The 23,151-nt window shown below is 56.2% G+C and carries 32 protein-coding genes, 1 other RNA gene and 1 pseudogene; 17 read left to right on the top strand and 17 right to left on the bottom strand.

Annotation, left to right across the window (positions count from 1 at the left end; all coding sequences use genetic code 11):
• Positions 1-155 precede the first annotated feature (155 nt).
• The 5 genes from DPM12_RS17625 to DPM12_RS17610 form a co-directional block, all read right to left on the bottom strand.
• Positions 156-401 (bottom strand): hypothetical protein, encoded by a 246-nt coding sequence (locus tag DPM12_RS17625; RefSeq protein WP_123788298.1) that lies wholly within the window; start codon positions 399-401, stop codon positions 156-158.
• Between the two features lie 151 nt (positions 402-552).
• Positions 553-633, bottom strand: a transfer-messenger RNA (tmRNA) gene (ssrA, locus tag DPM12_RS17620).
• Between the two features lie 128 nt (positions 634-761).
• Positions 762-914, bottom strand: coding sequence for a hypothetical protein (locus tag DPM12_RS23265; protein ID WP_158542939.1), 153 nt, complete (start codon positions 912-914; stop codon positions 762-764).
• A 158-nt stretch (positions 915-1,072) separates the two neighbouring features.
• Positions 1,073-2,746 carry a hypothetical protein gene (locus DPM12_RS17615; RefSeq protein WP_123788296.1) on the bottom strand — a complete coding sequence of 558 codons (1,674 nt, stop codon included), beginning with the start codon at positions 2,744-2,746 and terminating at the stop codon, positions 1,073-1,075.
• A 62-nt stretch (positions 2,747-2,808) separates the two neighbouring features.
• Complete coding sequence (locus DPM12_RS17610) at positions 2,809-4,782, bottom strand: hypothetical protein (protein WP_112259662.1); 1,974 nt, start codon at positions 4,780-4,782, stop codon at positions 2,809-2,811.
• 2,333 nt (positions 4,783-7,115) lie between these two features.
• Here DPM12_RS17610 and DPM12_RS22905 point away from each other — a divergent pair.
• The 17 genes from DPM12_RS22905 (at position 7,116) to DPM12_RS17550 (ending at position 17,016) form a co-directional block, all read left to right on the top strand.
• Positions 7,116-7,325, top strand: coding sequence for a hypothetical protein (locus DPM12_RS22905; protein ID WP_123788294.1), 210 nt, complete (start codon positions 7,116-7,118; stop codon positions 7,323-7,325).
• A gap of 327 nt (positions 7,326-7,652) precedes the next feature.
• A complete protein-coding gene (locus DPM12_RS22900) occupies positions 7,653-7,874 on the top strand; it encodes a hypothetical protein (RefSeq protein WP_123788292.1) in 222 nt (73 codons plus the stop codon).
• A gap of 89 nt (positions 7,875-7,963) precedes the next feature.
• Positions 7,964-8,257: a hypothetical protein gene (locus DPM12_RS17595; RefSeq protein ID WP_123788291.1), complete on the top strand. Its 294-nt coding sequence runs from the start codon at positions 7,964-7,966 to the stop codon at positions 8,255-8,257.
• A 459-nt stretch (positions 8,258-8,716) separates the two neighbouring features.
• On the top strand, positions 8,717-8,959 hold the full coding sequence (locus DPM12_RS17590; protein ID WP_112259658.1) for a hypothetical protein: 243 nt from the start codon (positions 8,717-8,719) through the stop codon (positions 8,957-8,959).
• A 247-nt stretch (positions 8,960-9,206) separates the two neighbouring features.
• Entirely contained in the window at positions 9,207-9,506 is a 300-nt protein-coding gene (locus tag DPM12_RS17585; protein WP_112259657.1) for a hypothetical protein, read from the top strand.
• 82 nt (positions 9,507-9,588) lie between these two features.
• Positions 9,589-9,864, top strand: a complete 276-nt coding sequence (locus tag DPM12_RS17580) for a hypothetical protein (protein WP_123788289.1) — start codon at positions 9,589-9,591, stop codon at positions 9,862-9,864.
• 101 nt (positions 9,865-9,965) lie between these two features.
• Entirely contained in the window at positions 9,966-10,511 is a 546-nt protein-coding gene (locus tag DPM12_RS17575; protein ID WP_158542938.1) for a hypothetical protein, read from the top strand.
• Positions 10,512-10,583: 72 nt separating this feature from the next.
• Entirely contained in the window at positions 10,584-10,907 is a 324-nt protein-coding gene (locus DPM12_RS22895; RefSeq protein ID WP_123788286.1) for a hypothetical protein, read from the top strand.
• Positions 10,908-12,391: 1,484 nt separating this feature from the next.
• The gene (locus DPM12_RS22890) at positions 12,392-12,916 is read left to right on the top strand and encodes a hypothetical protein (RefSeq protein ID WP_123788284.1); all 525 of its coding nucleotides are present in this window, start codon (positions 12,392-12,394) and stop codon (positions 12,914-12,916) included.
• An 8-nt stretch (positions 12,917-12,924) separates the two neighbouring features.
• Positions 12,925-13,317, top strand: a complete 393-nt coding sequence (locus tag DPM12_RS17565) for a hypothetical protein (RefSeq protein WP_112259653.1) — start codon at positions 12,925-12,927, stop codon at positions 13,315-13,317.
• On the top strand, positions 13,307-13,597 hold the full coding sequence (locus DPM12_RS17560; protein ID WP_112259652.1) for a WhiB family transcriptional regulator: 291 nt from the start codon (positions 13,307-13,309) through the stop codon (positions 13,595-13,597). Before DPM12_RS17565 ends, DPM12_RS17560 begins: the two co-directional genes overlap by 11 nt.
• On the top strand, positions 13,590-13,985 hold the full coding sequence (locus DPM12_RS22885; protein WP_123788282.1) for a hypothetical protein: 396 nt from the start codon (positions 13,590-13,592) through the stop codon (positions 13,983-13,985). The genes DPM12_RS17560 and DPM12_RS22885 overlap by 8 nt, the downstream gene beginning before the upstream one ends.
• Positions 13,986-14,029: 44 nt before the next feature.
• Positions 14,030-14,245, top strand: a complete 216-nt coding sequence (locus DPM12_RS17555) for a hypothetical protein (protein WP_123788280.1) — start codon at positions 14,030-14,032, stop codon at positions 14,243-14,245.
• Positions 14,242-14,631 carry a hypothetical protein gene (locus DPM12_RS22880; protein ID WP_123788278.1) on the top strand — a complete coding sequence of 130 codons (390 nt, stop codon included), beginning with the start codon at positions 14,242-14,244 and terminating at the stop codon, positions 14,629-14,631. Before DPM12_RS17555 ends, DPM12_RS22880 begins: the two co-directional genes overlap by 4 nt.
• Positions 14,628-15,032: a hypothetical protein gene (locus DPM12_RS22875; RefSeq protein ID WP_123788277.1), complete on the top strand. Its 405-nt coding sequence runs from the start codon at positions 14,628-14,630 to the stop codon at positions 15,030-15,032. Before DPM12_RS22880 ends, DPM12_RS22875 begins: the two co-directional genes overlap by 4 nt.
• A gap of 130 nt (positions 15,033-15,162) precedes the next feature.
• Positions 15,163-15,498 carry a hypothetical protein gene (locus DPM12_RS22870; RefSeq protein WP_123788275.1) on the top strand — a complete coding sequence of 112 codons (336 nt, stop codon included), beginning with the start codon at positions 15,163-15,165 and terminating at the stop codon, positions 15,496-15,498.
• Between the two features lie 111 nt (positions 15,499-15,609).
• Positions 15,610-17,016 carry a glycosyltransferase gene (locus DPM12_RS17550; RefSeq protein ID WP_158542936.1) on the top strand — a complete coding sequence of 469 codons (1,407 nt, stop codon included), beginning with the start codon at positions 15,610-15,612 and terminating at the stop codon, positions 17,014-17,016.
• A gap of 35 nt (positions 17,017-17,051) precedes the next feature.
• On the opposite strand, the gene DPM12_RS17545 is transcribed toward DPM12_RS17550, so the two are convergent.
• The 12 genes and pseudogenes from DPM12_RS17545 to DPM12_RS17500 form a co-directional block, all read right to left on the bottom strand.
• The gene (locus DPM12_RS17545) at positions 17,052-17,243 is read right to left on the bottom strand and encodes a hypothetical protein (RefSeq protein ID WP_112259649.1); all 192 of its coding nucleotides are present in this window, start codon (positions 17,241-17,243) and stop codon (positions 17,052-17,054) included.
• 243 nt (positions 17,244-17,486) lie between these two features.
• Complete coding sequence (locus DPM12_RS17535; RefSeq protein WP_112259647.1) at positions 17,487-17,894, bottom strand: nucleotide modification associated domain-containing protein; 408 nt, start codon at positions 17,892-17,894, stop codon at positions 17,487-17,489.
• Positions 17,894-18,586: a hypothetical protein gene (locus DPM12_RS22865; RefSeq protein ID WP_123788273.1), complete on the bottom strand. Its 693-nt coding sequence runs from the start codon at positions 18,584-18,586 to the stop codon at positions 17,894-17,896. Before DPM12_RS22865 ends, DPM12_RS17535 begins: the two co-directional genes overlap by 1 nt.
• Entirely contained in the window at positions 18,579-18,839 is a 261-nt protein-coding gene (locus DPM12_RS17525) for a hypothetical protein (RefSeq protein ID WP_112259645.1), read from the bottom strand. The genes DPM12_RS22865 and DPM12_RS17525 overlap by 8 nt, the downstream gene beginning before the upstream one ends.
• Positions 18,836-19,582: a ribonuclease H-like domain-containing protein gene (locus DPM12_RS17520; protein WP_112259644.1), complete on the bottom strand. Its 747-nt coding sequence runs from the start codon at positions 19,580-19,582 to the stop codon at positions 18,836-18,838. Before DPM12_RS17520 ends, DPM12_RS17525 begins: the two co-directional genes overlap by 4 nt.
• A gap of 112 nt (positions 19,583-19,694) precedes the next feature.
• Positions 19,695-20,303 (bottom strand): toprim domain-containing protein, encoded by a 609-nt coding sequence (locus DPM12_RS23965; protein WP_123788271.1) that lies wholly within the window; start codon positions 20,301-20,303, stop codon positions 19,695-19,697.
• Positions 20,304-20,319: 16 nt separating this feature from the next.
• Positions 20,320-20,598: pseudogene (locus DPM12_RS24525) on the bottom strand (CHC2 zinc finger domain-containing protein); the annotation flags it as partial.
• Positions 20,591-20,932 (bottom strand): hypothetical protein, encoded by a 342-nt coding sequence (locus tag DPM12_RS22855; protein WP_123788269.1) that lies wholly within the window; start codon positions 20,930-20,932, stop codon positions 20,591-20,593. The gene DPM12_RS22855 and the pseudogene DPM12_RS24525, both read right to left, overlap by 8 nt.
• Complete coding sequence (locus tag DPM12_RS22850; RefSeq protein WP_123788267.1) at positions 20,922-21,128, bottom strand: hypothetical protein; 207 nt, start codon at positions 21,126-21,128, stop codon at positions 20,922-20,924. The genes DPM12_RS22855 and DPM12_RS22850 overlap by 11 nt, the downstream gene beginning before the upstream one ends.
• Positions 21,115-21,297 (bottom strand): hypothetical protein, encoded by a 183-nt coding sequence (locus DPM12_RS22845; RefSeq protein WP_123788265.1) that lies wholly within the window; start codon positions 21,295-21,297, stop codon positions 21,115-21,117. The genes DPM12_RS22850 and DPM12_RS22845 overlap by 14 nt, the downstream gene beginning before the upstream one ends.
• A gap of 269 nt (positions 21,298-21,566) precedes the next feature.
• A complete protein-coding gene (locus tag DPM12_RS17505; protein WP_112259641.1) occupies positions 21,567-22,352 on the bottom strand; it encodes an AAA family ATPase in 786 nt (261 codons plus the stop codon).
• Positions 22,353-22,385: 33 nt separating this feature from the next.
• Positions 22,386-22,892, bottom strand: coding sequence for a hypothetical protein (locus tag DPM12_RS17500; RefSeq protein WP_112259640.1), 507 nt, complete (start codon positions 22,890-22,892; stop codon positions 22,386-22,388).
• Positions 22,893-23,151 lie beyond the last annotated feature (259 nt).

Below are 23,151 nucleotides of genomic sequence, written 5' to 3'. Positions count from 1 at the left end.
CCGGATCCAGCTTCGCGCATGTCATCAACCGCGACTTCGCCGGGAACCACGGGGCCAGAGCCACGCATTGGCCCGTCGGTGCGACGAGCAAGCGCGCCAGGACCGCTTACAGCGGCGGCCTGCTCGGGTTCGCGGTATCCACCATGCTGAGCCATTTACTCCCCCGTTAGTTGTCGGATCTCGCGTAGGCCATCGGACATCAAATGTTCGCGTTCCTTTTTCCAGCGATAGTGCTGGCGAAGCATGATTGTGGTGTCATGAAACATCGTGCCGATGTTGTCGAAGATGTTTCCGATGCTGTCAAATTGCTGCCCTGCCCACAGAGTCCACGACCACTGACAGGGGTGGTAAAGAGAATCCTGGGCCTCGTCCAGCTCTTCACCAATTTCGTCATCGTCCATGCTCATGCTCCGCCTCGTGCTGGTCTTGCATGTGGGTGGCGCGGCCCATCAATTTTTGGTCGTCGCTTTCTTTGGCGATGTCTTTCAAGCTTCCGATATAACGGCACTGTTCACAGTCGCCTTTATTGCACACATACCCTCCAAAGATGTTTGGTGGAGGTGAGGAGATTCGAACTCCTGTCCCGCCTGGTCCGCATGCGGTTTTCGCAGACGGTCGACGCCATCCACCCCCGAATCCTGGCCGCCCATAACGGGGGAATGGGCGGCCAGCGTTTGCCTGTCACGGCGATCGCCTACAGGCCCTATGCGGGCGCACAAATCACCTCAACGGCTACATCGGAGGTGGCCCGCTACAGCAAATTACACCGTGGTGTACTCGACAATTCCCAGATTAGCCAGGCCCTCCAGGAGGCTGACAAGCGCAGCATCCGAAGCGCTGAGATCGAGTTCGCCAAGATCTTCCGGGCCAATCTGCCCAGTCTTTCCACCAACATACGTAGGGCCAGTTGCCATTACTTCCTCCGTCGACTAAAACGAGCGCCAGGCGTTCGGCCCAACGCACGGCCACTTTTGTTCAGGTTGCGAAAATAGGGCGTTGGCCCAAGAACGCGATGTGTCGAATTGTTCTTACGGGACCGGCCCGAGCCGGACCCCGCTTTGCGCATTGCCACTTAGCCTCCTGTTGTTCGTTGCTGCCTGGAGACCGTTGATTGCAAATTAGGATTTCCGCCAGGAGTGAGTCCCGCCATAATCATGTTGAGGTCCGGCGAGCCGCCTTGAGGCGGCATTCCAGGTATTAGCTCCTCATCGCCTCCAGGCGAACCCTGTTGGGGCGCCTGGGGATTCAACTCCTCGTCAGGCAAGTCCAGCGCTTCGAGAATGGCGTCATGCAGCGGCTTGCCCTTTTCGCGCTGTTCAATCACGTGCGCCATTTGACGCACAACCGAACGCGGGTCCACGCCCATGCCAGCCATCTCGGGATTGCCAATCGATGATGCCAACTGAAACAAACCTTGCTTCAGCGCGGCCTCCAGCTCTTCGGCATCAACGCGCTCCAGCTCTTCCTGGGCGCCTACACCAAAGAGATGCCCCATGTGACGCATGAGCGTATCTTTGGAGAGATTTCCATCTGCCCGAAGCTGAAGCATAAACACCAGGGCTCGGTTGGGATCAAGCCCAGACGCAAAACCGTAGGTTGCGGAAACGCTGTAGTCACCCTTGATGTCTTTCGCAGGCGTGTACCGTACAGCGAATCGCGCCCCCTCGGTGGCGCCTTCGGTGGTCTTTTGCGAATCAGGCCAAAAGACCTCATCCATCTCGAAAGCATGCGCGATCGCGTCCTGCAACGCGATCGCCACTAGCTCCTGAGCGACCTTGACTTGCAGGTTGGCTTGGCTCAGGAGAGCATTGACACCTTGGCCGGTAATGACGGAAGCATCAAGGTTGCCGGTCATCCCTTCGGGATACCGGGCGCCCATGCGTTCTTGACCGGCCAGAAACTCTTGCTGCGAATATGCCTCGGGGGGCATATTGATCGGAACCCTGCCGATCTTTTCCGGCTCCCGCGAACGCATCACCGAGCGCGGCCCCAGTGAGACCGTGGTGACATCCTCAGGCAGCGCCCACGGCGCGTTTAGCGCCTGGTCGCTGGCCTCCATGCCGTACAAGGCGGTGCGTGCCTTCGCCATCTGCGTCCAGGCAACGTCGTCGAACTGCCCACGCTGCTCCCCGTCCCAGCGATACCGTTCAGCAATATAGACGTTCGTCTTGTTTAGGGGGTTGGGGCTGTCCCGGATTACCAGATTGCGATCTGGCAACAGAATTTTGCACGACTGGGGGCCGTAATATTTGACCACTTCGAGCATGGTCGAGCCATGCTCACCAAAGTGAAAAGCATCTTGGTTTTTAATTTTGTGTTTGTGTTCCGGAAACTTCGCAACAAGCCAGTCGATGGTCTCATACCAGCGTTGATAAAACGCGGCAACGTCACCCTTGAAGTTACGCAGGTAATAGCAATTGGCTGTTGACGTCACCCGAATTGTTGGCTTCATGATGTCGAAGTCGGGATCGACAATGAACGCCATGGCGCCGTAGAAGAAGAAACTGTCGGCGCCGGAATACATCTGCGGCTGAAGGCGCGAATCTTCAATATAGCCAAGCGCTATCTTGGTGCGAACATCAGCGCTTTTCTTCGCGCGATGCGAGGTGAACTTGGTCGGCTGGCATGATACCTGCGGCAACGAGCCAAGCATTTCGGCGAAATCACGGCTCGCCGTTTCCAGGACGTTTGCCGTAATCGGATGAGGCCAGTTCTTCGGGAAAACTCCCGGCATGACCTCTTCCACGTCACCACGCCGCACGGCAGTTACCTGCCGGTGTCGCTCATCCCGGTCTTGGAATTGCGCCTTTAGGTCGCGGTAATCTTGGAATATGTCCACGAGCTTCCCCAGCGATTTGGTATATAGATTTCCTCAAGCTGGCCGTCGATCTGACTGAAATCAACGACCATCTGGTCGTTGAGTTGCTCTTGAGTCGTCCATGCAGAGTTGACAAACATGCTGCCTTCGGATTGCAGCACCAGTTGACGGAGACGTGCTTCGACAAACCACAGCGCCATAATGAGGTCAGTCGGGTTTTTCGTCTTCGGCTGGTAGGTGACGAACTGTTCGCACATCGTGCGAATCACCTCGTACTGCGTCGACGGAATATCAAGCAGTGGCCTGTCGCCGTCAAAGAGCGACGTTAGCGACAGGATCCCGCCATCTTCATCCCACTTGGTACTGGCGTTGGTGATGTGCTCGCGCATCGAGCACCCCATGTTGGCGAGGTCACGAATCAGTTGCTGATCCTGGAGGATCCAGTTGGATAGCAGAACCTTTTCCACGCGCCACTCGGTGACGCCATAGCGGCGAGCCCAACCGACTAACAAGTCGCGAATTTGGTCTGGTGTGGTGTTTGGTTTGTTGTACGCGTCCAACAACCACCGCTTGCCGGTGCGCCGGTCCATGGCCACCACTACAGCAGCAGTGAAACCGCTGGAAGCCGGATCCAGGCCAGCAATGACGGCCTTACCGTCCATGCCGTCTGGCGGGTGGCCAACATGGCCCGCATACAGCGGGCCAACCTTACGCATGCCATTAACGGCGGCGTAAACCTTCTCCCGCTTGAAGATCGAATCCTCGGACACCGAGAGCTGCTGATAGCCCTGGCTCCACGCGTTCGGGTTGGTCTTCAACCGCTCTCGCATCTTCGCGAGAGCGGGGCCATCCCACGCCGGGAACAGCCCATCTTCATCGGGTGTGGTCGCTGCTCCCCGCTTGGACATGTTCGACCGGGGCCACAATGTCACCCAGTCCTTTGGGTCCTCAGCAAAACGCTCCACAGCCGGTTGGGCGAAATACGTCCACGGCGCTCGCTCATCTTCATAGCGTGACGGCGACATGAGTTCGCCGTACAAGTCCACCGGTGCAACGCGCGTCCCGACCACGAGCACGCGTCCGTGCTCGGTCGGGCGCGTCAACACCATTCGAGTGATCCAGTCGATCTGGTTCTCGAAGTCGTGAGCGTTGTCCGTGGCGATGACGTCATCGAGGATGATCAGGTCAGCACGGGCACCGTAAATAGTCCCGCCCAACCCCACGGCCTCGACCGTGGGGTCTTTCGCGTTCACGTCACGAAGCTCTGGTCCGAAGTAAATCTGTGTTGACGACCAGATCGGACTCGTCTTCTCGAAGCCCTCGGCGGGACCGAAGTCATCCTGAAGCTTTTGGTATGAGCGAGAAACGAGCAAATCTTTAATCTGGAACAGAAACTTCTTGGCCATCGCCTCCTTCTTGGAGATGATGACCACCTGCGTGTTCGGATCCTTCAGGATCCGCCACAGCGTGTAGAAAACCGTGATGGTTGTTGATTTGGCGTGGTTCGGCGGAGTGTTGCAGATCAGCAGGTTTGGCTCGGAGCCGAGGGTGTAAGTTTGAGCATCGGTCAGATCGCGAGGTTCGCGACCTTCCAGAATGTCGTACCACTGAAGCTGATGCCTGAAGAGCTTGTGCCCCAAGTACTCTTCGCAGAACTCCTCGAAATCCGGCACCTCTTTCGGCCCTTCGTCCTTGCGGAATCTCCGGCCCCGGATCCGATCCGCTTCTTCGCGAAACTCGGGATCAATCTTGCGCCAGTAGTCGTATGCCTTGCGGGAGCGACCAACAGCAGTGAGGGCGTCATTAATTTTGTAACCATCGGCGAGAAGGCGAAGGACTTCCTTTTTCGCTCTATCAGCCGTTCCCTTGCCCCCACGAGGTCCTTGACGGATCTCCTTCAAGTTCTTCGATTTTTCGCCATGGACCTCGTTCGGAAAGAAGTTGTTCGAGGTCGCCTTGGACATGCGACCTCCTAGGCAGAGTTGGGCGTGGTTTCTCGGCAAAGTGTTTGGGGTAGTTCACCGAGGAGCGAAGGCCGCCTCAGCGGCCGTAGCGACGAAGGTGAGCTGGGGTAACCAAGGAGCAGTTTTTAAAAATTAAGCACTTGTGAGAGACGGCCCTCAGGGGCCGTCTCTCCTTAAGAACTAAGTGCTTAATTTACGTTTCCAGCACCCCCGGGAGAGCCGCCCCTAAAGGGCGGCTCTCAACCGGGAACCTGGTGTTTAGTTCCTAGTGCTTGGTGTCCGTGTTTGTTCTTGCCCCTCATAGGTATAACACCCGTCCAAACTTGATTCGGCCCAAAAATCTGCCTAATTTGCGTATTATTTCTCATGATGTGAGATGATCGATCTCCACACGGCCTTACAAAGTCCTTCGCGAGTGATGTGGGACACACGGAGTTTAGCCGAGATGCGTGAGCGTGGTCAGGTTATTTGATGATCGGCGGATTTAACAACCGGGGGTCAAGATAGTTGTCATGACCATCTGTCATGACACGCACAATGCTTGTCAAGCCTGTGACAGATGGTCATGACAACCGTCACGGCAGGTGGTTGTTCAACTGAAAAACTACGTCTGACCTGCCCATATGCGGTCACCCAAGATCCATATCGGCACATGCGCACACGTGCGCACGCAATGCGCGATCACGCGCGAAAATGTGGTCAAGTGGTCAACGGTTTGACCAATTCGTGACCGTGTGAAGCGGACGCTGACCTACTACCTACCGTAGTACTACACGCCGTCGTAATATGCACAGCAGCAGTGATCGTTTTTGTGTTGCGTGCACGCACACGCCACTCGTCGCACCATCGACGCAGCGTACAATCGACTTTCAAGATTTTTTGTGTTGTGTGTTGACATGCCGTGCACGGTGCGACAGTATGGATACATCGCAAGGCACACAGAAAAACAACTTCAAAGTGCCAACTCAATAGCGGACTATTCACCCACGCTAAAACGGGCGCGAGAGAACGGTGGAGGCATCCCGTCTCTCACTTGTCGCGAAGGCTGGCATCGTCGTGATGACGACGGCAGCACGCGTGACAGATATGCAGTGCTAGTACCCGTGTGAATGTGGTGGCTCACCCTTGACTCTCTCGCTTTCGATGGCCACGCGAGCGCCATGCTCGCGTGGCTTTCCTGACTGAGAGGAGAAAGGCCATGATCGTCAACGCTACGCATATCGAACCAGGCGACACTCTGCTAGTGCAAGATGCCAACTGGGACGAGTTGATGTCGGTCACAAGCGTATGTAGTCAGGTTGCCACTCGGCGTCTCATTGTCGAGACGCTCGACTCTAGCGGCGACATTGGCACGATCACTCTTCAACCTTCCGACCCCGTGAACACCTACCGCTTTCATGGTCGCAACGAGCTCGCATCTCTCATGGGGTGCGATTGCGTGTATTGCCGCATCTAGTGAGCTTTCGTGGGGAGCGGCTCAAGCCGCTCCCTTGCGATGGCCTACTAGGCCAACACAAGAGAAAGGGGAGACAATGTGCTGCTTGTGCTGCTGGTGTGACCGTAAGTCCATCGCGACAATTAATGGCGACCCCGCGTGTGCAGATCACGTAGCGCTCCACGCTCGCGAGCCTAGCGACGTGATTGAGTGGTGGCCCGTCTAGCTTTAGTGGCGGCCACCTCGTGGTGGCCGCTGCCATGGGCAGCTAGGTCACGAGAAAGGAGATCATCATGCTACAAGAATGCCGTCGTTGTCGTGCTGAGTACACGGCGGAACTCGACGAGGAAGGCCGCGACACGCGGCTAGACCCCTACGGCCAATCATGCTGCGACACGTGCTGGGGAGACGACCTGCACCAAGGTGAGACAATCTAGCGCTCGTAGTGAGGGTCCAGCTCTTTCCAGAGCTGGACCCTTTGCCATGTCCGCTAGGCGCAACACCAAAGGAGGAGTCATGAAGACAGTGACGCTATCCGACTTGAAGTTCGAGTACGAATCAGGATTCATGATCACGAGAAACGGACGCCGCATACCCGCTGTCGTCCGTGGGATCAACCACAACGACGCGCGGTGGCGCGCGTACCGAGATTACCGCGCCGACTATGTCGCATCAGTGCCGGAAGATTCTCGGTGCATATGGTGCACCGAGAGAGCCGGGTACATGATCGACAACGGACAGGCGCTCCCCGCCTGTCACGAGCATGTACAGGTGTACGGGCACGACCACACACTCGTGGTCCTGCCCGTCAAGAATTGGCGCTTTTAGCGGTTTCAGTGGCGCACACCTTCGGTGTGTGCTGCCGTGGCCAGCTAGAAGCACCAAGTAAGGAGGAACCATGAAGACAGCGCGCACAAACCACGGTCACATTCGACACTTTCGCTTCCGCACACTTTCCGGTCTGGCGCGTCAGCTGGGCGGGAACACCTGGCAGGTGGAGCACGATACAACCTTCCGCCCACCCAACCGCACGATCATGATTTTGCGAGAAGACAAGTACGGAAAGCACGTTGTCAATCGCGTGCTTGTGCCCAGCTCCAGTTTCTAGCGCTCGCAGTGAGGGTCCGACCCTTTTCGGGGGTCGGACCCTTGCCATGTCCGCTAGGCACGAGAGAGGGGAAACCATGCACACTTGCACTTGCGGTATCCCAAACCGCGCAAATTACTACGTCCAGATCACGATTGGTCGTGATCTACCAGGCAGCACGCCCACGCAGCCCATGACAGAAACCGAATACGTGGACGCGTACGCATGTAGTGAACATTTCGACGACCTTCATCCTGCAAGCATCCTAAATCCCGATATTGCCTCCAAATGGGAGGTACTGAAGACGGAAGTTTTTGAATTGCGCTAACGGCACAAAAAGGGGAAACCATGCGCACATACGTTGAGATAACAACCATGTTCGACGGCACGCCCGCTTATCGCATCACCGTTGAAGGTGACCCCGTAATTGGTCGCTGGAATATGGCGGCTAAGGCAGATGCCATTATCGCACAAATGGGCGCGCTGTACTCTCACACAGACTCGGCACTATCCGACGATCACCAAATGGTCGTCATAGCTCGTGAAGGGCTCGGCCGACGCGACAACTAGTGAGCTTGGTTAGGCCACGCACTTTTGAGTGCGTGGCCTTTCTTGGCCTACTAGCCAACCCAGAAGGGACACATCAAGGAAAGGAAGATGTGACTATGAACATCACTTTTCGCTTTCGTGTCAAGCGTGACGGCGACGGCGAATACCGCGTGCCGGAGATCACGCCGCGCCACATTGTCACACCACGCCCTTCATGGGACACGGTGGCGCGTCTCGCGCTCACTGACCCCAAAGCAAACATCCGCGTGCGCAACGCCATGCGTCACGCGGGAATCCCGCGTGACTACATGAGTGACTCCACCCCTGGAGTCGCTATCACGGGCAGCGGGGTGGTTAAAACCATAGAATTCACGATCCCGATCACTCAGGAGACAGTCCGCTAGACCAGGCGCGCGTCACATAGACCCCGAAAGGACACATCATGCCCACACTCTTGCCTCCTGGCGTGGCGACATGGTCGCACTTAGTGCGGTACGTCGTCGCCTAGAAGATGGCTTCACGTTCTCCGTGGTCCGACTCACCACTCAGGACTGGAAAGTCGGACGCAAGCCACGCTGCACGTGTGGCGACTACTGGATAGTCACTGCTACGCGGTGCATGCTGGCCTAATCCGAGACGACACCCTCTCGAACGGGGGTGAGGGTGTCGTCTCTCCCCATTCCCCCTCGGCACGTTCATGACTAGACTCTGGGCATGTCGAGGGCTGTACCTCAGAAGCTGGCACGGGTGGCATCGCAGGAACGATCGCCAGGCCTCCGCCCTCCCGAGCGTATGGCCTCTTGTCACCCGTGCCAGGTTGTAACAGCATACCAAGTGTCCGTACTCCATGGAAGGATAGCACCATGACAACCTACTACGATGCCGACGGCAACGAGATTCAGGAACACAAGCTTGAAGAACAATACGAAAAAATGCTCGACGAGAACCACGGAACCGTCAGGCTTGGGGAGCTGGAATATGCCGCCTCTCGCGTTTTGCGGGAAGTGGATCCAACTGCGTATCGCGTTGGCTTCGCTGATTGGCTCTCCGAGCTTGAGGAAAACGGCCAGATGTTCGAGAACGATCCGACCGCAGAAGTGGAGTAATCATCATGGAGACAAAAACCATTGACTATCTGGAACGGTTGAAGAACAGCACAAACGGGAACCCACGCTACCGCGTGGGTTTTACAGACGGCACAAGTGCCACCACGGCGCCGGACGCGGCGCTAGTGTACTGGTTCACCAACTCTGAGTACCAAGGCGTACCTCTGCACGTCGAATATGACGGACGTGGACGAATCGTACATATTACACCCGTCAAGAACGAACCCTGATAAACAAAGGAAGTTCTATGAAAACAATCGAGGGTGCAACATATACAGCCAGCATCGGCCTCCTCGCCGACACGGTACATGGCGAGCACTGCGACATCCAGGTCACCCAGGATGACCCTGACGGCGGATATGGCCTGACGGCAGCCATGGCCGCGACCGAACTGCCAGTGCGTATCGATGATCCGGACAAATCGGACCTCGTGGAGGACGCCGCCGACGAAGTGCTCGCTGAGCACGGATGGCGCCGCATATCCGCCTGGGACTGGGACCAGGACTCGGGTGTCTATGCCCGAGTTGTGACAAATAAGCGCGCCTAACGAACAGCGTGACGGCCGTCCGCCTGGGACGGCCGTCACGCTGTTCGCCAAGACGTAATAAGCAAAGTGAAGGAGGAGGACCATGACTCGATTTCAACAAGTGCGCGCAGCCCTGGTCGATGAGGGCATCAATCCCGACATGATCGCTGACGGGCTAGAGACTCCCGGCTGGTCCACATGGCCGGCCGTGGTTACCGATGGCGTCGTCACGGTCGGCGTCGGCGTCGGTGGCGACGATGAAGACGAGCGTTTCATCGTTCCCCATCCACGGGCCGAAGAGCCATACGCTGTGGAGAATCTGGTGGCGTACCTGCGCGATTCATTCGGTCTTCGCGGGCTCCCCGAGCAGACCGAATGAACCACCTATGCCCGAGCAGCACACACCAGGGTGCGAGTCCCTGGCGGGCACGTAAAGCAGACCAATCTAAGGAGGTCCAAATGTGGACTACACAGAAACGAATGACCATTGTCTCTAACACTCTTGACACCGAGGGACGTTGGGGACACCAGGTCCAGCCAATCGGCTATTGGCATGGCTGGATCTGCACTGAAGAGGCCGACAGACCTGTCATGTACGACATAACGGGTCTGCCCATGTGGGTGGACTATGACGAAGATCTGTCACGGTGGAAGGTCACCGTGACTCGACCGAACCAGGTGCGCAACCTGACGCCGCATGGAGTCAAGTTGTTCCTCGTCGACCCATACGATGAAATCGCGTTGTTCACTATTGATCCCGAGCCTCACCCGGCCCGGATCAGCATGGACGTCGTGGAAACATCCGAATACGTCCGTTTTTCTGGCGGACTATTCACCCACATGAAAGAGGAGAAGGCCGAAGAAATTCAGAACCTCCCGGCCCCCTCTGAGGGCGTATACCTGATCGTGTCACGCCCGGTCGCTATGGCCCTCCCTGAACGACGTGATCTCGTCGTCCCAGCCGAGCTCATTCGGGACGACCAAGGGAACGTCGTCGGTGCGCGCAGCCTGGCGCGCATCTCCTAATGTTCGGGGCAACGGTCGTCCATCGAAGGACGACCGTTGCCCCGAACGTCAGACAAAAGAAAGGAGGCTTCTATGGAAGCAACCCTGACCGCAATGCCGCAGAACATGGATCGCACCTCCGGTCCCAAGTGGTCAGTACCTGATTTCAATCCTGGTGATCGCGTGTCAATCTGGGAGATTGAAGAAGTGGACCACACTGGCACCAAATGTCTTTACTACGTCGATGTCCCTGAGCACCTAATCGATATCGGGCCTACCGGGGGCGGCTATGGCGACCCTGCTGGGTTTACTAGCCGCACTTATGCACGTGGATACGGTGTAATCGTTGACGTCGCTCGTAGCGATATGCCGGTGTTCGTGGTTCAACCAGACGACCCCTGGTTTCTGGAAGACTGATCGGCTAGAATCGCGTCAGCAAGGTTTCCCCTTGTTCCGGCACTATCCGGAATCCCACCCCCCGGACAGTGCCACCTAGGCCGCAGCCGGTTTTTGACCCCCTTCTTCCGGCTGCGGCTATTTTCGCAGTGATCGATTGCGACGTTTACTTGCCCTGCATTCTGGGCAACGACATCGAAACCACCTGTACGCCATTGACGTGCCGTGTAAGATGTCTTTGCGACGGCCCTCCATCATGGCCGCGTCAATGAGAACGCCGAATGACTCATCCCACCTCATGCGGCCATAAACCGCCGCTGGCGTGATGTGGGGAGGAGTCGCGTCGCTCATAGATTGGCCAGCCCGCAAGTTCTCGATGATATGGTTGTCCCATTCGGCGATAGCGGCGATTGAGATCTGGCGACGCCATTGTCGGACGTCATCGATGTGCGCCTGGCGGCAGGCGGAGCAGGCACACCCCCTCCTCCACCGAGACGGTGTGCCATGTTGTGCGGGGGGCTGTGGTGGCATCCTGCCTCCGAAAATATGCGGCCTGAGACGAGTGGGGCTTCACCTGGGCTGATGATAGCTTAAGTGCATTTGCCCCGGTTGCCAAGCGTTGACAACGCCACGAAACTGTCGTATTTTAGCTATGTCGGCATCGTCATTGGTGGCGATGCCCCTTCATTGAGGCATGGTCAAGGTACTCTGGCCGTTCGTGCCTCCAGAAAATGCCGCTCCCCGCCCTCGGGCGGGGAGCCCTTCATTAAACGGCAACCGAGGTTCCTTCTTCGGTTGCCGTTTTTTATGCCGCGCCAAAGGGCGTGTGCGAGGGGTGCAGGCATCCCCCAACCCCCTTCCCTGGTGGCGACCCCCGGGGGAGGCATTCCACTCGATTCTGAATGTACCCACACACCTTTCACAAGGGGTTCTGTATGTGTGACCCGGAGACGTGGCACGTCGACTATTGCCACGACGAAACTCACAACCACAAACCAGATCTTTCAATACCAGAGGAACGAAAAGAAGGATGGTGATGACTGAACGAGAGAAAATCTGGACCGCCGCCCTTTCGGGGGCGGCGTTTTTTGTTGGTTATATGTTGCCAATCGGCCCATGGTGGGCCGGGTAGGAGAGGAAGAATGGCGAATCAGTGGGGTCAGAGTGACGACTATATCCACCTGAAAGATCCAGTTGTCCAACTACTCGAAAAAGCACGAAGCGCCACCAAGGAAGCTGATGGTGCGCTTCGTGAAGCCAAGAGGATTCTGGCTAGACGGGCGCGAGGGCAGGAATGAATCTCGTTGCCCTAGAAGTCGCTGTGTTGCTGATCGTGGCTGTCGGGTGCGTGATCGTGGGTTATTTTCTGCGCAAGTCGTACGACGATGAGCTGACACAGCATCCGCAACCTGTAATCAAGGAATGGGCGCCGCCTGGGCGGCGCCCGGTTCAAATGACATTTCCGCGCAAGCGGACATGCACACAAGTAATGAAAAGGAGCAGACGTGCGAAACGATAATTGGGAGAACTGGAAGCCGGTTGATTTCAGCGAAATACGCAAAGGCGACCTTGTCCGGGCCAGGGTGGCGGACATTTGGACGAAAGGGGTTGCTCGCAAAAAAAGCAACGTTCTGTGGTATAGCGAGAAGGGCCTCGTTGTGGCTCGATGGGACAGCTCCTACATTTATGTTGACGTTGACAGTCGCCCTCCCGAACCACCCCCTCCAGGGACCAAGGGAACCGTGACGCTGCTGGGCATCGATGAGAGGGGGCGACCGGCGATCGTCGGTGTGGAGGACGTCGTGTACGTCGACGAAGCGGGTTATTTTTGCCAGGTGTCCCATGAGGAAATTGTCGACTTCCAACCAGACCCCCTCCTCACCGAGGAGGCTGCCAAGAAGATCCGGGCCGAAGAACGCGAGCGAATTGCTGATCTGGTCGAGCGAGACATCACGAGAAGGGCGGGAGTGCTTCTAGACGCCTCTGGATGCGCCCGTCTTGCGCGCTGGCTGCGGGAAGGCGCGAGATGAGCGAGCCCATGAGCGACGAGCGCCTGACCGAGCTGGAGCAGCTTATCGCTAACGCTGGCCCCGAGCCATTTGAGGCAGGCGAGCCAACTAAATCTCAACTTACGAACCTTGCGGTCGAACTTGCCCCCCGCTTACTGGCCGAGGTTCGCAGATTGCGAAGTCAGCTCGAACTAGTGCCCCGCCTCGTCGACCTGAACAAAAGACTTGCTCGCATCGAGCAGCTCGACGAGGTCCGCAAGTGTGAGGAGATCGCAGCTCAGGTTGAGGCGGAAATCCGGCCACTTATCAAAACAAGTGGCATGTCCGGGGGATACGACTGTTGCGGATGTCCTACATACGACACCATTTTGGATCATGCTATCCGCATCATTAAGGAACAATCGGAGGCATATGCTGATTAAGCGAGCGCCCCGGGTGGCCGGGGTGAGTGGAAAGTCGCTATTGCCCGCTCCGCCAGAATGGACGGAGCGGGCTTTGTGCGCGCAAGTGGATCCTGAGTTGTGGTTTGTCGAAAAAGGCGAGAGCAATCGACCTGCCAAATCAATCTGCCAACAATGTGAAGTCGTGCCTGAATGCCTCGAATATGCCTTGGAAAATGACGAACGATATGGCGTATGGGGCGGCACGACGGAACGAGAACGACGGAAGCTGCGAAAAGAAAGGAGCAACACACGTGAGTGATCCAGGCCAGCTATTGCTGGATGCACTAGAAGCGATTAAGGCCAACCCTGATCGCCATAAACAAGATGAATACCGCTGCAAGACAGGAATGTGTTTGGCGGGCTGGATGGCGGAAGTAGCTGAGGATGTTACGTGGGTATACCCGCTAGACACATCACCAGCTCACCTCCTCCCTTTGCTAAAGGATGAAAACAGCCACATGCAACATGTTGAAGAGTGGGCAAGTCGAAAGATTGGCTGGATTGCCCCTCATCTAGTCAGATTCCCACCTTTCGCACACGATGCCACCGTGCCGCAGATTGAAGCTGGCGTACATGCCTTTCTTGAGGGCGCCACCAGGCACGAGATTAAGAAGACAATGGAGGCGGCAGTGGGATCAATGGTATGAATCCTACGAAAACTGAACTGAACACTTTAACCGAGCATTTCGGCATGGATACCGCCACCGCAAAAGAGGCGTACACCATGGTCTACGAAATGCTCGCAGACAGAGCAACGGTCGCCCTCCTTTTCCAAGAGGGCGACCGTCACATTGTGGTGTGGGGATTCCCCACGACCCTACAGGCCGAGAAATGGGCGGAGAAGCTCGGCCTGGAGCCAGGACAAGCAACAGTCGCTGCCCTACACACAAAGGAGACACTACCATGACAATTAACATCGATTCGCACTACGCTCTCGACCTGCTCCGACAGGAGGTCAGGGGTCACGAAGATTACGTATATGATGAAAAAGAAAATAGTTTCTGTCATTACATAAAAGATGATCGGCCAAGCTGCCTTATCGGACGTGCTTTGCATCAAGCAGGTGTGCCGATTTATGTCCTGACTAAGCTAGATGAACTTGGCGCCATCAGCCAAGCTTCCACCGTTGAACATCTTGCCGTTAATCATGTGCACATGACTGCGGAGGCGCAACGTGTTTTTTCTGTTGCGCAGGATCTCCAAGACGCCGACCGGCCCTGGGGAAATGCCTTAGCTGCCGCCCACAACACATACGCACGTTTGTGCGAGAACGAGGAGGCGGTGTCTGCATGAGTGTGCCAATCGAGATTGATGCTGTTCGCGCCCTCGACCTGCTTGAGCGGGAAGTTGAAGGGAACGAAGAGTATATATACAACCCCGTTGATTTTACATGTCATTATGCGCATGAAGGCCAGCCAAGTTGTTTGATTGGGCGCGCCCTGTATCAAGCTGGTGTTCCTGTTGACGTGCTTGAAGATATGAACGGTTGGGGGGTAATTGTTGCCCATTCTATTCGCAGGATTTTGGCTATACACAATGTGTACGTTACCGAAGGTGCGCTTAAAGTCTTTTACGCCGCGCAAGTGCGACAGGATGTACGCGGTCGCTGGGGCGAAGCCTTGCTTGATGCCAAAAAAGCCTTCGTGCAAGTTATTGTCGAGGAGGTGGATGATGACTCCACAGAAGACAGTTGATGATTTGCACGAGCAGGCGCTTTGGCAGCGTCATGATGAACTGTGTGAACGCATTTTGGCCGATGTAGCTGAACGTGAGCAGATCTTAATATTGCTGGGAAAACGAGACGGAGTGTGAAAGAAGAGCAAAATGATTGACAGAATTCAAGCTGAACAACTACTTGAAAACCTCAATAACGCATTAGGAAATCTTGAGGCTGCGATCAAAGACCTCATCGCCCAAGAGGCATGGAAGCCTCTTGGATACGACACGTTGTTTGATTGCTGGTGTGAACGAATTAACGCTGGCGAGTTCAAGTGGCCGGTGCTTCGGCACCTGCTGGCGGCAGTCAAGGGACGTCGTTACAGACTACGGAGTACGGCCAGAAAGGAGGCAGTACGCATGAACGAGGCCAATCAAGACAATTCCTGGGGAGGAAAGCTCGAGGAAGAAGAAGAAAAACAAAACAACAACAGCAAGAAGTAGCCAAAATCACGTATGAGGCCCACCCTCTTGAAGGGTGGGCCTCTCTTATGTCCAAGCTTGACACATCCGACTTGGGCGGTATCGTCCAGTCGGGGATGTTTGGGGGGTTTTATGCTACGCAAGATCAACGATCATCACGTGGGGGTGGTGCCATCAGCCATAGTCAAGCGTTTGCCCATTGTGTCAATCGCGCTGTTCGGCGCCGCCGCCTCCCTGGTCGTCACGCGATGGTCCACGTATGGTGCGGCCAGCCTGTACGGCGTAGCCGTTTTCACCATCCTGGGCACCAAACTGCTCCTGTCTCTGTTGCCAGCCAAGCGCTGGCCAGCGCCCAACCCGCGCATGCGGGTGGGCGTCATCGTCACTTTGTACAACGAGGACCCAGAGCTGCTGCGGCAATGCCTGGGTTCGATCCTGAATCAAACCTTTCAGCCAACACACATCGTGATCATTGATGATCATTCGAGGAGCCTCGATGGCCATGATGCCGCACAAGAATACGCGGCTTGGTATGATCACATCAGCGTCATTCGTCAACAGTCCAACTTGGGTAAGCGAGAAGCCCTCGGGGAGGGCTTCCGGGCGCTAGCTGGACGTGTGGACGTGTTCCTATGCGTGGACTCAGACTCATACCTGGAGCCCAACGCTATTTACGAGGGCATGCGTCCGTTCCGGTCTCGCAAGACGGCGGCAGCCACGGGAATCGTGCTGCCAAGCAACTATAACAAGAACATCATCACACGCCTTCAGGATGTGCGCTACATTAACTCGTTCCTTGGCGAACGCGCCGCGTACTCTAAGTTTGGGTCGGTGCTGTGCGTGTGCGGCGCACTGGCCTTCTACCGGGCCAACATGGTCATGCGTCACCTGGACGACTTTCTAGACCAAACATTTTTTGGTCGACCAGCGGTCGTCGGAGACGACCGACACATGACCAACAGGTTGCTCACCGAGGGCCGCGTAGTGCTGGTGGAAGGCTCCATCAGCCACACAGCGGTACCTGAGAAGCTCGGGCATTTCGTGCGCCAACAAGCGCGCTGGGGCCGCTCCTTTTTTCGCGAGTCCATCTGGGCGTTACGTAATCTTGGACCTGGGCGATGCGCCTGGTGGTTGACGCTAATGGAGATGGCACAATGGGCGATCTTTTCGACCATTCTCGTCTACGTGGTGTTGATCCATCCGATTGTTACCGGCCAGATTCTCGCACTCCAGTACCTGATCTTTGTCGGCCTCATGGCCGCCACACGAGCGGTCAGGTATTTTGACCTGCGTAGGCGAGATCAGAGCATTTGGTCCCGGCTTACATCTTTTAGCGTCGCTCCGCTATACGGATACCTCAGCCTCTTCGTTCTGTTGCCTCTACGTTTCTATTCGCTTTTCACGCTACGTATGGCTGCGTGGGGTACCAGGAACAAGGTCGAGGTTCATTCGGCCGTCACAAATGAATCCACACATTTTTCACGACCACGTGGACGCTATCGAGGCGGAAAAATCGGCATCCTAGAAGACGCTGCATGAAAAAGGCCCCGCCTTCTGGCAGGGCCTTTTTTGTTTCATGACTTTTCGCCAAGCAACCAGCGCCAGCCTTCATACTCGGCTTCGAGAAAGACCAAATCAATCTCGCGAGTTGTGAGCTGGTTGGCAATAATCGCATTGACCACATGATCGCGGCGAGGGTGAAGCCACAACTCCCATCGAAGCCTGTCTTCCCAGATACGAGCGAAGAGCCGAGACGTACTGCCCATCAGGTCAACCCCCCCCCTCGTTCACTGCCTTCTTTCACCTCACGCCCATGCCAGTAAAGAAGAAGCGGCTGCTCCGGGAACTTCCCTGAAACCACACCCACAGACACTCGGCCAAGCTTCACCTGCTCCTGGGTCTCTTCGATCCCCGACAGAAACTCGCGCAGCTCGTCTGGCGAACAGGGCAACGGCATGAAGTTCCCAAACTCCCTGGGGAGCCCGGCTCCCGGCTCACCCACTCCCGGATCACTCATCGGGCCACCGTCCATCTAGCACCATGAGCGCGATCGCCGAGTAGTTGAGCATGTCCAGAAACGAGTCGCGCAAACTCTCATTGGTCGGTCCTGCATTCGAGTCGACCAGATTATTGATTCGCGCCTGCTTGTCCCACATCCGCACCCGGAGGCCGTTGAGCGGCCCTCCGGGTGATTCGCTGATATTCTTCGCACCATAATCCTGGTGCTTGCGAAGCAAAAGCTGGCGCGCCTCTTCGAATGTTTTGAAGGTGTCGTTTTCGAGCCGGTCTTCGTGAAACTTCTCTACCATCTCACTTTGGTCCTTTTGCAGTAGACGCTGTAGATCTTCGCGAGTTAACGGAGACAGCCAATCCTCCTCGACATCAACGTAGCCACCGTCCGGAAACATCACTCGCATCAGCTAAACACCCGATCGTTCACACGCGCAGTCTCTTCGGCATGCGCGTCATAACTGCATTCTGGATTGTTGCGAGTTCCAGTGAACTCGCCATAGATGCGTACCGCAGAGTTGCCCAAGAATTCTCGCATCTTCTCTAGTGTGCGCTGCACAACCTTGCGTGCTGCCTCAGGTCCGGGCGCCGAGCATCGAATCGCCAACTTCTCCCAGTCCCAGGCGACCGCCATGCCATGCTGTAGCACTTGCTGGTCCTGTGACGACAACGAAAAGTACGCGTCTCGAACGTCCATCATGGTCTCTTGCCAGTTGTTGACCTTGGACGGATCCGAACCACCGCGCACCTCGACGTCAACACCGTCCTGCTTGCCCAAATACCACTCGTCATCAATGGCGTATGGCAAGTACGCTCGCAGCTCCGCAAAGGAATAACGGTAAGTGTCCTCAGGGTCACCGCCACGCTCTAGGGCTATAATGCGCTCGCAAGCATCTATGGCTACATTGCGAATGTAGCCATAGTAAGTGTCATGACCATACTTTTCTTCACGCCACGCTTCAATTTTGTTCCAGTTCAGGGCAATCCACTCACCGATTTCACTGAGCACTTCGTCCGGGTCAACGCCTGGATAGCGTTGACCCGAATATTCTGCTACTTTAATGGCGGTGTCCCACTCGTACTTGGTCAGCTCAGTCATTACCAACCGCCCGAGCTGCTAGCACGAGACCGTTACGCACACCGCGCGCATACACTGGCGGGTCGTCTTCCCCGAAGACCCCCACGTGATGGTCGTTCCACTCATCAACCATCAACCACAACTCGTCAGAAACCTGTACGCGCACTCGCTCGCGCACCGCGTTGGCAATCTTCTTGACCAACTCCGCGTTTCCATCCCAGGGGTCGTGGGTTATTATGATTTTGATAATCTGGTCTTCTATTGTGTAACTCACGCCGCCACCTCACGCAGATCCACCCGATTAATCGCCTTACCGCCACGCGACCACGAGCCGCACACGCGGCACTGGTATTGCTGAAACTTGCCCTGTTTGGTGAAGGCGTAGCCTTCACGACGAAGGTTTCCGCTGCCACATTCGCGGCAATGGTCCCCCTCCAGGCCGTCATGTAGCGCTACATTCGGGGAGTTGACCAGCCACGGCTTCAACTCGTTGTGGACCTCTTCCAGCAGCGTGACGTCGCGCTTGTTGTATGTGCGCATGGTGCGCCAAGCTTTCTGGTCCCCCGCCAGGCACTTCACCCACAGCTCGTGTCCTTCATGCGGCGCCTTATTCTCAAGTCCAAGCCAATGAGCCACATAGGCAAGCTTGTTGCTGGCCAACTTGAACCGACGTCGTACCGTCTCCAGAATGTCAAGTTGCTTGTAAGGGGCTGGCGGGGCCAGCCCCGCAGCCTTGAATTCGCGATTTAGGTGCGGAACGTCGAATTTCTTGCCGTTGAAGTGGACCACCACATCAGCCTGGTCGAGTAGGCTGTGCGCTGCCTCGACCATTTGCTCATTGCCCACGCCATCAGGGTTGTAGCCCCCCGAATAGAAGTGAATTTTCTTCTCGCCACGCCACTTGGCCGCAAATGACAGCATCTCTGTTGCCTGCTGAAGCTGTGCAAGAGAGATGTTTTGCTGCCACAAGCCCCACACATGCGCCAGATGCGGCGACGTCTCGATATCGAGATACAAAACCCGCAATTTTCCCTCGTCTCTCAGGCGCTCGTTTCGCCCAACTCAATCCTCGGCCGGGGTTAGCCTGGGTCAGGCATTACCGACTACCTTCACTACTTTGATTATGACTTTAAGTCAAACGATTTTCAAGTTCATCCGGACCATAATTAACGTAAATGCTGTTAGGATCCTCACCCTCTGGCATCTCAATGACACGAGCCCAGCTCACTTGGTCCCTAACCTTCTTTGCGAATGCTTTGCCAGCATCATCAGGATCACGCACAACAACGACTTCCGGATACGATTCCAGCAGACGAGTCCAGTGCGGATACCATTTGGCTGCGCTACCAGTCGCCAATGTGGGGCAACCAATCAGCTCCATGACAATCGCGTTGAACTCGCCTTCCAGAACATAAATGCGCTCATCGGCATCATGAAGCGCCTGCACGTTGTACAACAGGTCATTGCCCGGGAGGTATTTGGCATGCCTGTCAATGCCCTTGCAGTCGTGGTCTTTGATGCAGCGGAACTTAATTGTCGAGACTCCCGCTGGGGTCAGGTATGGTATCGAAATCCGGCCCCGATAATGTTCATGTTCATCAAGAATCGGCTCCTCGACGTATCCGAGACGGAACCCATCGACCGCCTCGTCCGTCCACAGCCCCCTGCGATCTAGATACAAAGCGGCCCGCTCGTTCTCCAGTAGGCTCTCGTGATACGTCCGGGCCGCCTCCTCCAAGGCTCTTTTTTGCGTACTCGACGGCCTCGCCAAAGCTCATTCCTCTCGTTTTCATCAGTAGCTCAAACACGTCACCAGCCATCCCGCACGTGAAGCAGTGAAACAGCCCTCGCTCGTAATGTACGGACGCCGAGGGCGTCCGGTCTTCCCCGTGCCAGGGGCAACGGACTTGCTGATTGCCGTGTTCGGGGATGACGTCGACGTCATATTCGGCTAGCAGGTTGACCAACTGAGCAGAACGGCCACCCTCCTGGGTGGCCGTCTTGCCTTTCTTTCTGTGGACGAATTTACTCACCAGCCCAGCCCTCTAGTTCTCGCATCATCGGTGTGAAAACGCCCAGTGGCAGCACCACAAGCCACTGGTCAATCTTTTCTGGGCCATAGCCGTCAGGGCGCCACACCACAAATGGCGTATCGTTTTCAGCGTTCTTGACGGCCTGCCTTACGGCAGCCGTCAGAGAACCATCTCGCGTAGCCTTTACTTCAGGTGCCCAGCCTGGCATGCCCTCAATGTCCATGCCAGGCAATGATGCCGGTCGCGAGCGGGCCTGAAACCAGCCACGATTATTGAACCATTCGGCGAGCAACTCCTGCGTTTTGCGACCTCTTCTTACACGACTAGTCGCCATCCGTGAACTCCACACACAATTCGTTGAAGACATCTGAATATGTGTCACGAAGCACATCCTTAACGTCTTCCGGATCCGCATGCGGCGGGTATGCTACGCGCACATCTATCGTGATCTCATCAACATATCGATTCGGCTCTTTGCCGCCATCAACTTGTTTGCGCTGCACGCGACCAACGTTCTTACGTCTGGCCATCGAACACCTCGTCAGCTATTTTTTCCTCTAAGTCCAGGACCAGCCGCTCTGCTTCCTCAAGAATCCGCCATGTGTCGTAACGCAAATCATCTTCATCGGCGTAGACTTCAAGAAAAAGCGAAGCACCCATTATGCGGCGCTCAACAGAAAGTTTCTTTTTTTCAGTCACGGCGATCCATCGCTTCCTGTAGTTGAATGGCGAGCCTGCCGTCCTCCTCGGCAAGAGAAACTTCGTGCACACAGTCGTTGCACATATCTTCAACGAACGGTTCGTTGCACATATCTACTCCAGTGTTTTTTGGCGACTGGTGCGCGTGCAAGATGTCAATCGACAATAATCACAGTTGATCCACGTACACATTCCGCTGCCAGCACAGTGAAAACGCACGCCATCGCCAACACGTCTACACTTCGGACATTGCGGATCCGTGGTGGTAATCACGAGATATCTCCGAACGTCATCGTCTGTGGGTTGTGTGGAATCCATACAGCAGAATTGCCACTTCTGTCAGAAGGCCCGTGGCGGTGCTTCACGACCGCCACGGGTTGCCCCCTCTGCGGATCGTGATCGCCCATAGTTAGCATCAGGCTCTGCTTCACGGAGGCCTTGCCGAGTACCCGGTCACGCGACGGGCAAACGCTCTTGTACTCGCCATCAGACACGTGGTGCAGGCCAATCACGGCCGAATTGGTGCGCCAGCCGACCCCCGCGAGGGTCCGGCTGGCTTCACGCACGGCAGCCCACTCATCGGCGGCATCAGTCTCGACGTCGAAGAGGTTGTCCATGATGATAAAATCCGGCGTAGCACCCCACTTCTCATCAAACGCAGCAATCTCCTCTTCGATAGCATCAAAAGTGATGTCTGGTTCGAAGCTCCACTCCAAACCCTGTAGCCGCTCAAGGTCGTCAAACTCGGTCGCACGATACTGAGCCTCGCTCTTCTCCGTGCTCTGGCCATTCAGCATTGACAACGCCCGAACCGTTTGCACACGTTCGGGCGAGTCAGCGCTGAAATACAGCCCCACCAGGTTATGGTCAACGACCCAACGCACTGCCATCCACAAAGCCAACTTCGACTTGCCAACGCCCGACTGAGCCGAAACCTGCGTGAACTCTTTACGCCGGATCCGCGCTTTCCACGGATGCTCCAGCTGGGGAAAAACCTGCGGCAAGGGTTCGCCACCACCGTCTTTCCTCTTCATCGCCCCAGAAAGCGTCAGCATTATCTGTCTCTCCGTCGTAAGTTGCGGGCCAAGTCACCATTCCTCCAGTAAGTCGGCCTTCTTGACACGAAACTCCGGCTGTTCGTCACGAACGACAATTTGACCGAAGAGCCTGGCGAGGGCGCCGTCAAAGGCGCCCTCCGCCACCTGACCAAACGCATGCGCCAAGCACCGACCTGACGAATCCTCAACGGAAAACTTGGCCATGGTGTTGTTGTTGCGAATGGACTTCTTCTCGACGTCCAGGACTAGTCCCACTAGCGTGAGCTTGCGTCCGTCGACCCCGTCGCGCACATCTGCCGAAGTACTGGCACCCTGCTCTATGTCTCTGCTCAGGTAGTCAAGCGGATGGCCAGTGATGTAGAATCCGAGCATCTCCCTTTCCTGACGGAGAGCCTCTCGAAAACTCAGCTCTGGCAGGGCTGGGGCCTCAGAGGGTGGGTCAAGCGGGGCGTAGTAGCGCCCCGCTTTTCCTTTCCGTTCCCTCTGTGTCCGCTCCAACTCCAGATCCGCAGTAGCCAGCAGGCCACGCCGGACCATCACCTACCTCCTGGGTGGAGGGGTGAGAACCAGAGCCACGATCAGCAACCCGAAAACGACAAGGCCGAGCCAAACAACCGGATCCATTATCGATCCCTCAGTTCCTGAATCTGCTCAATCACATACCGCTGGCGATCACGAACAGACATGCGCTCGAATGCCATCAACTCCAACTCGCGCTTTTGGTCCCGGGCTCCCCTTACTCGCTCTCGATCTTCCGGCTCAAGAAGCCCTACGGCAGCGCGCGCCGTTGTCCGAA

This window comes from Phytoactinopolyspora halophila (assembly GCF_003287285.1).
GTDB lineage: Bacteria > Actinomycetota > Actinomycetes > Jiangellales > Jiangellaceae > Phytoactinopolyspora_A > Phytoactinopolyspora_A halophila.
The sequence above is the reverse complement of the archived record's forward strand: the minus strand, read 5'-3'. Positions and strand labels throughout refer to the sequence as shown.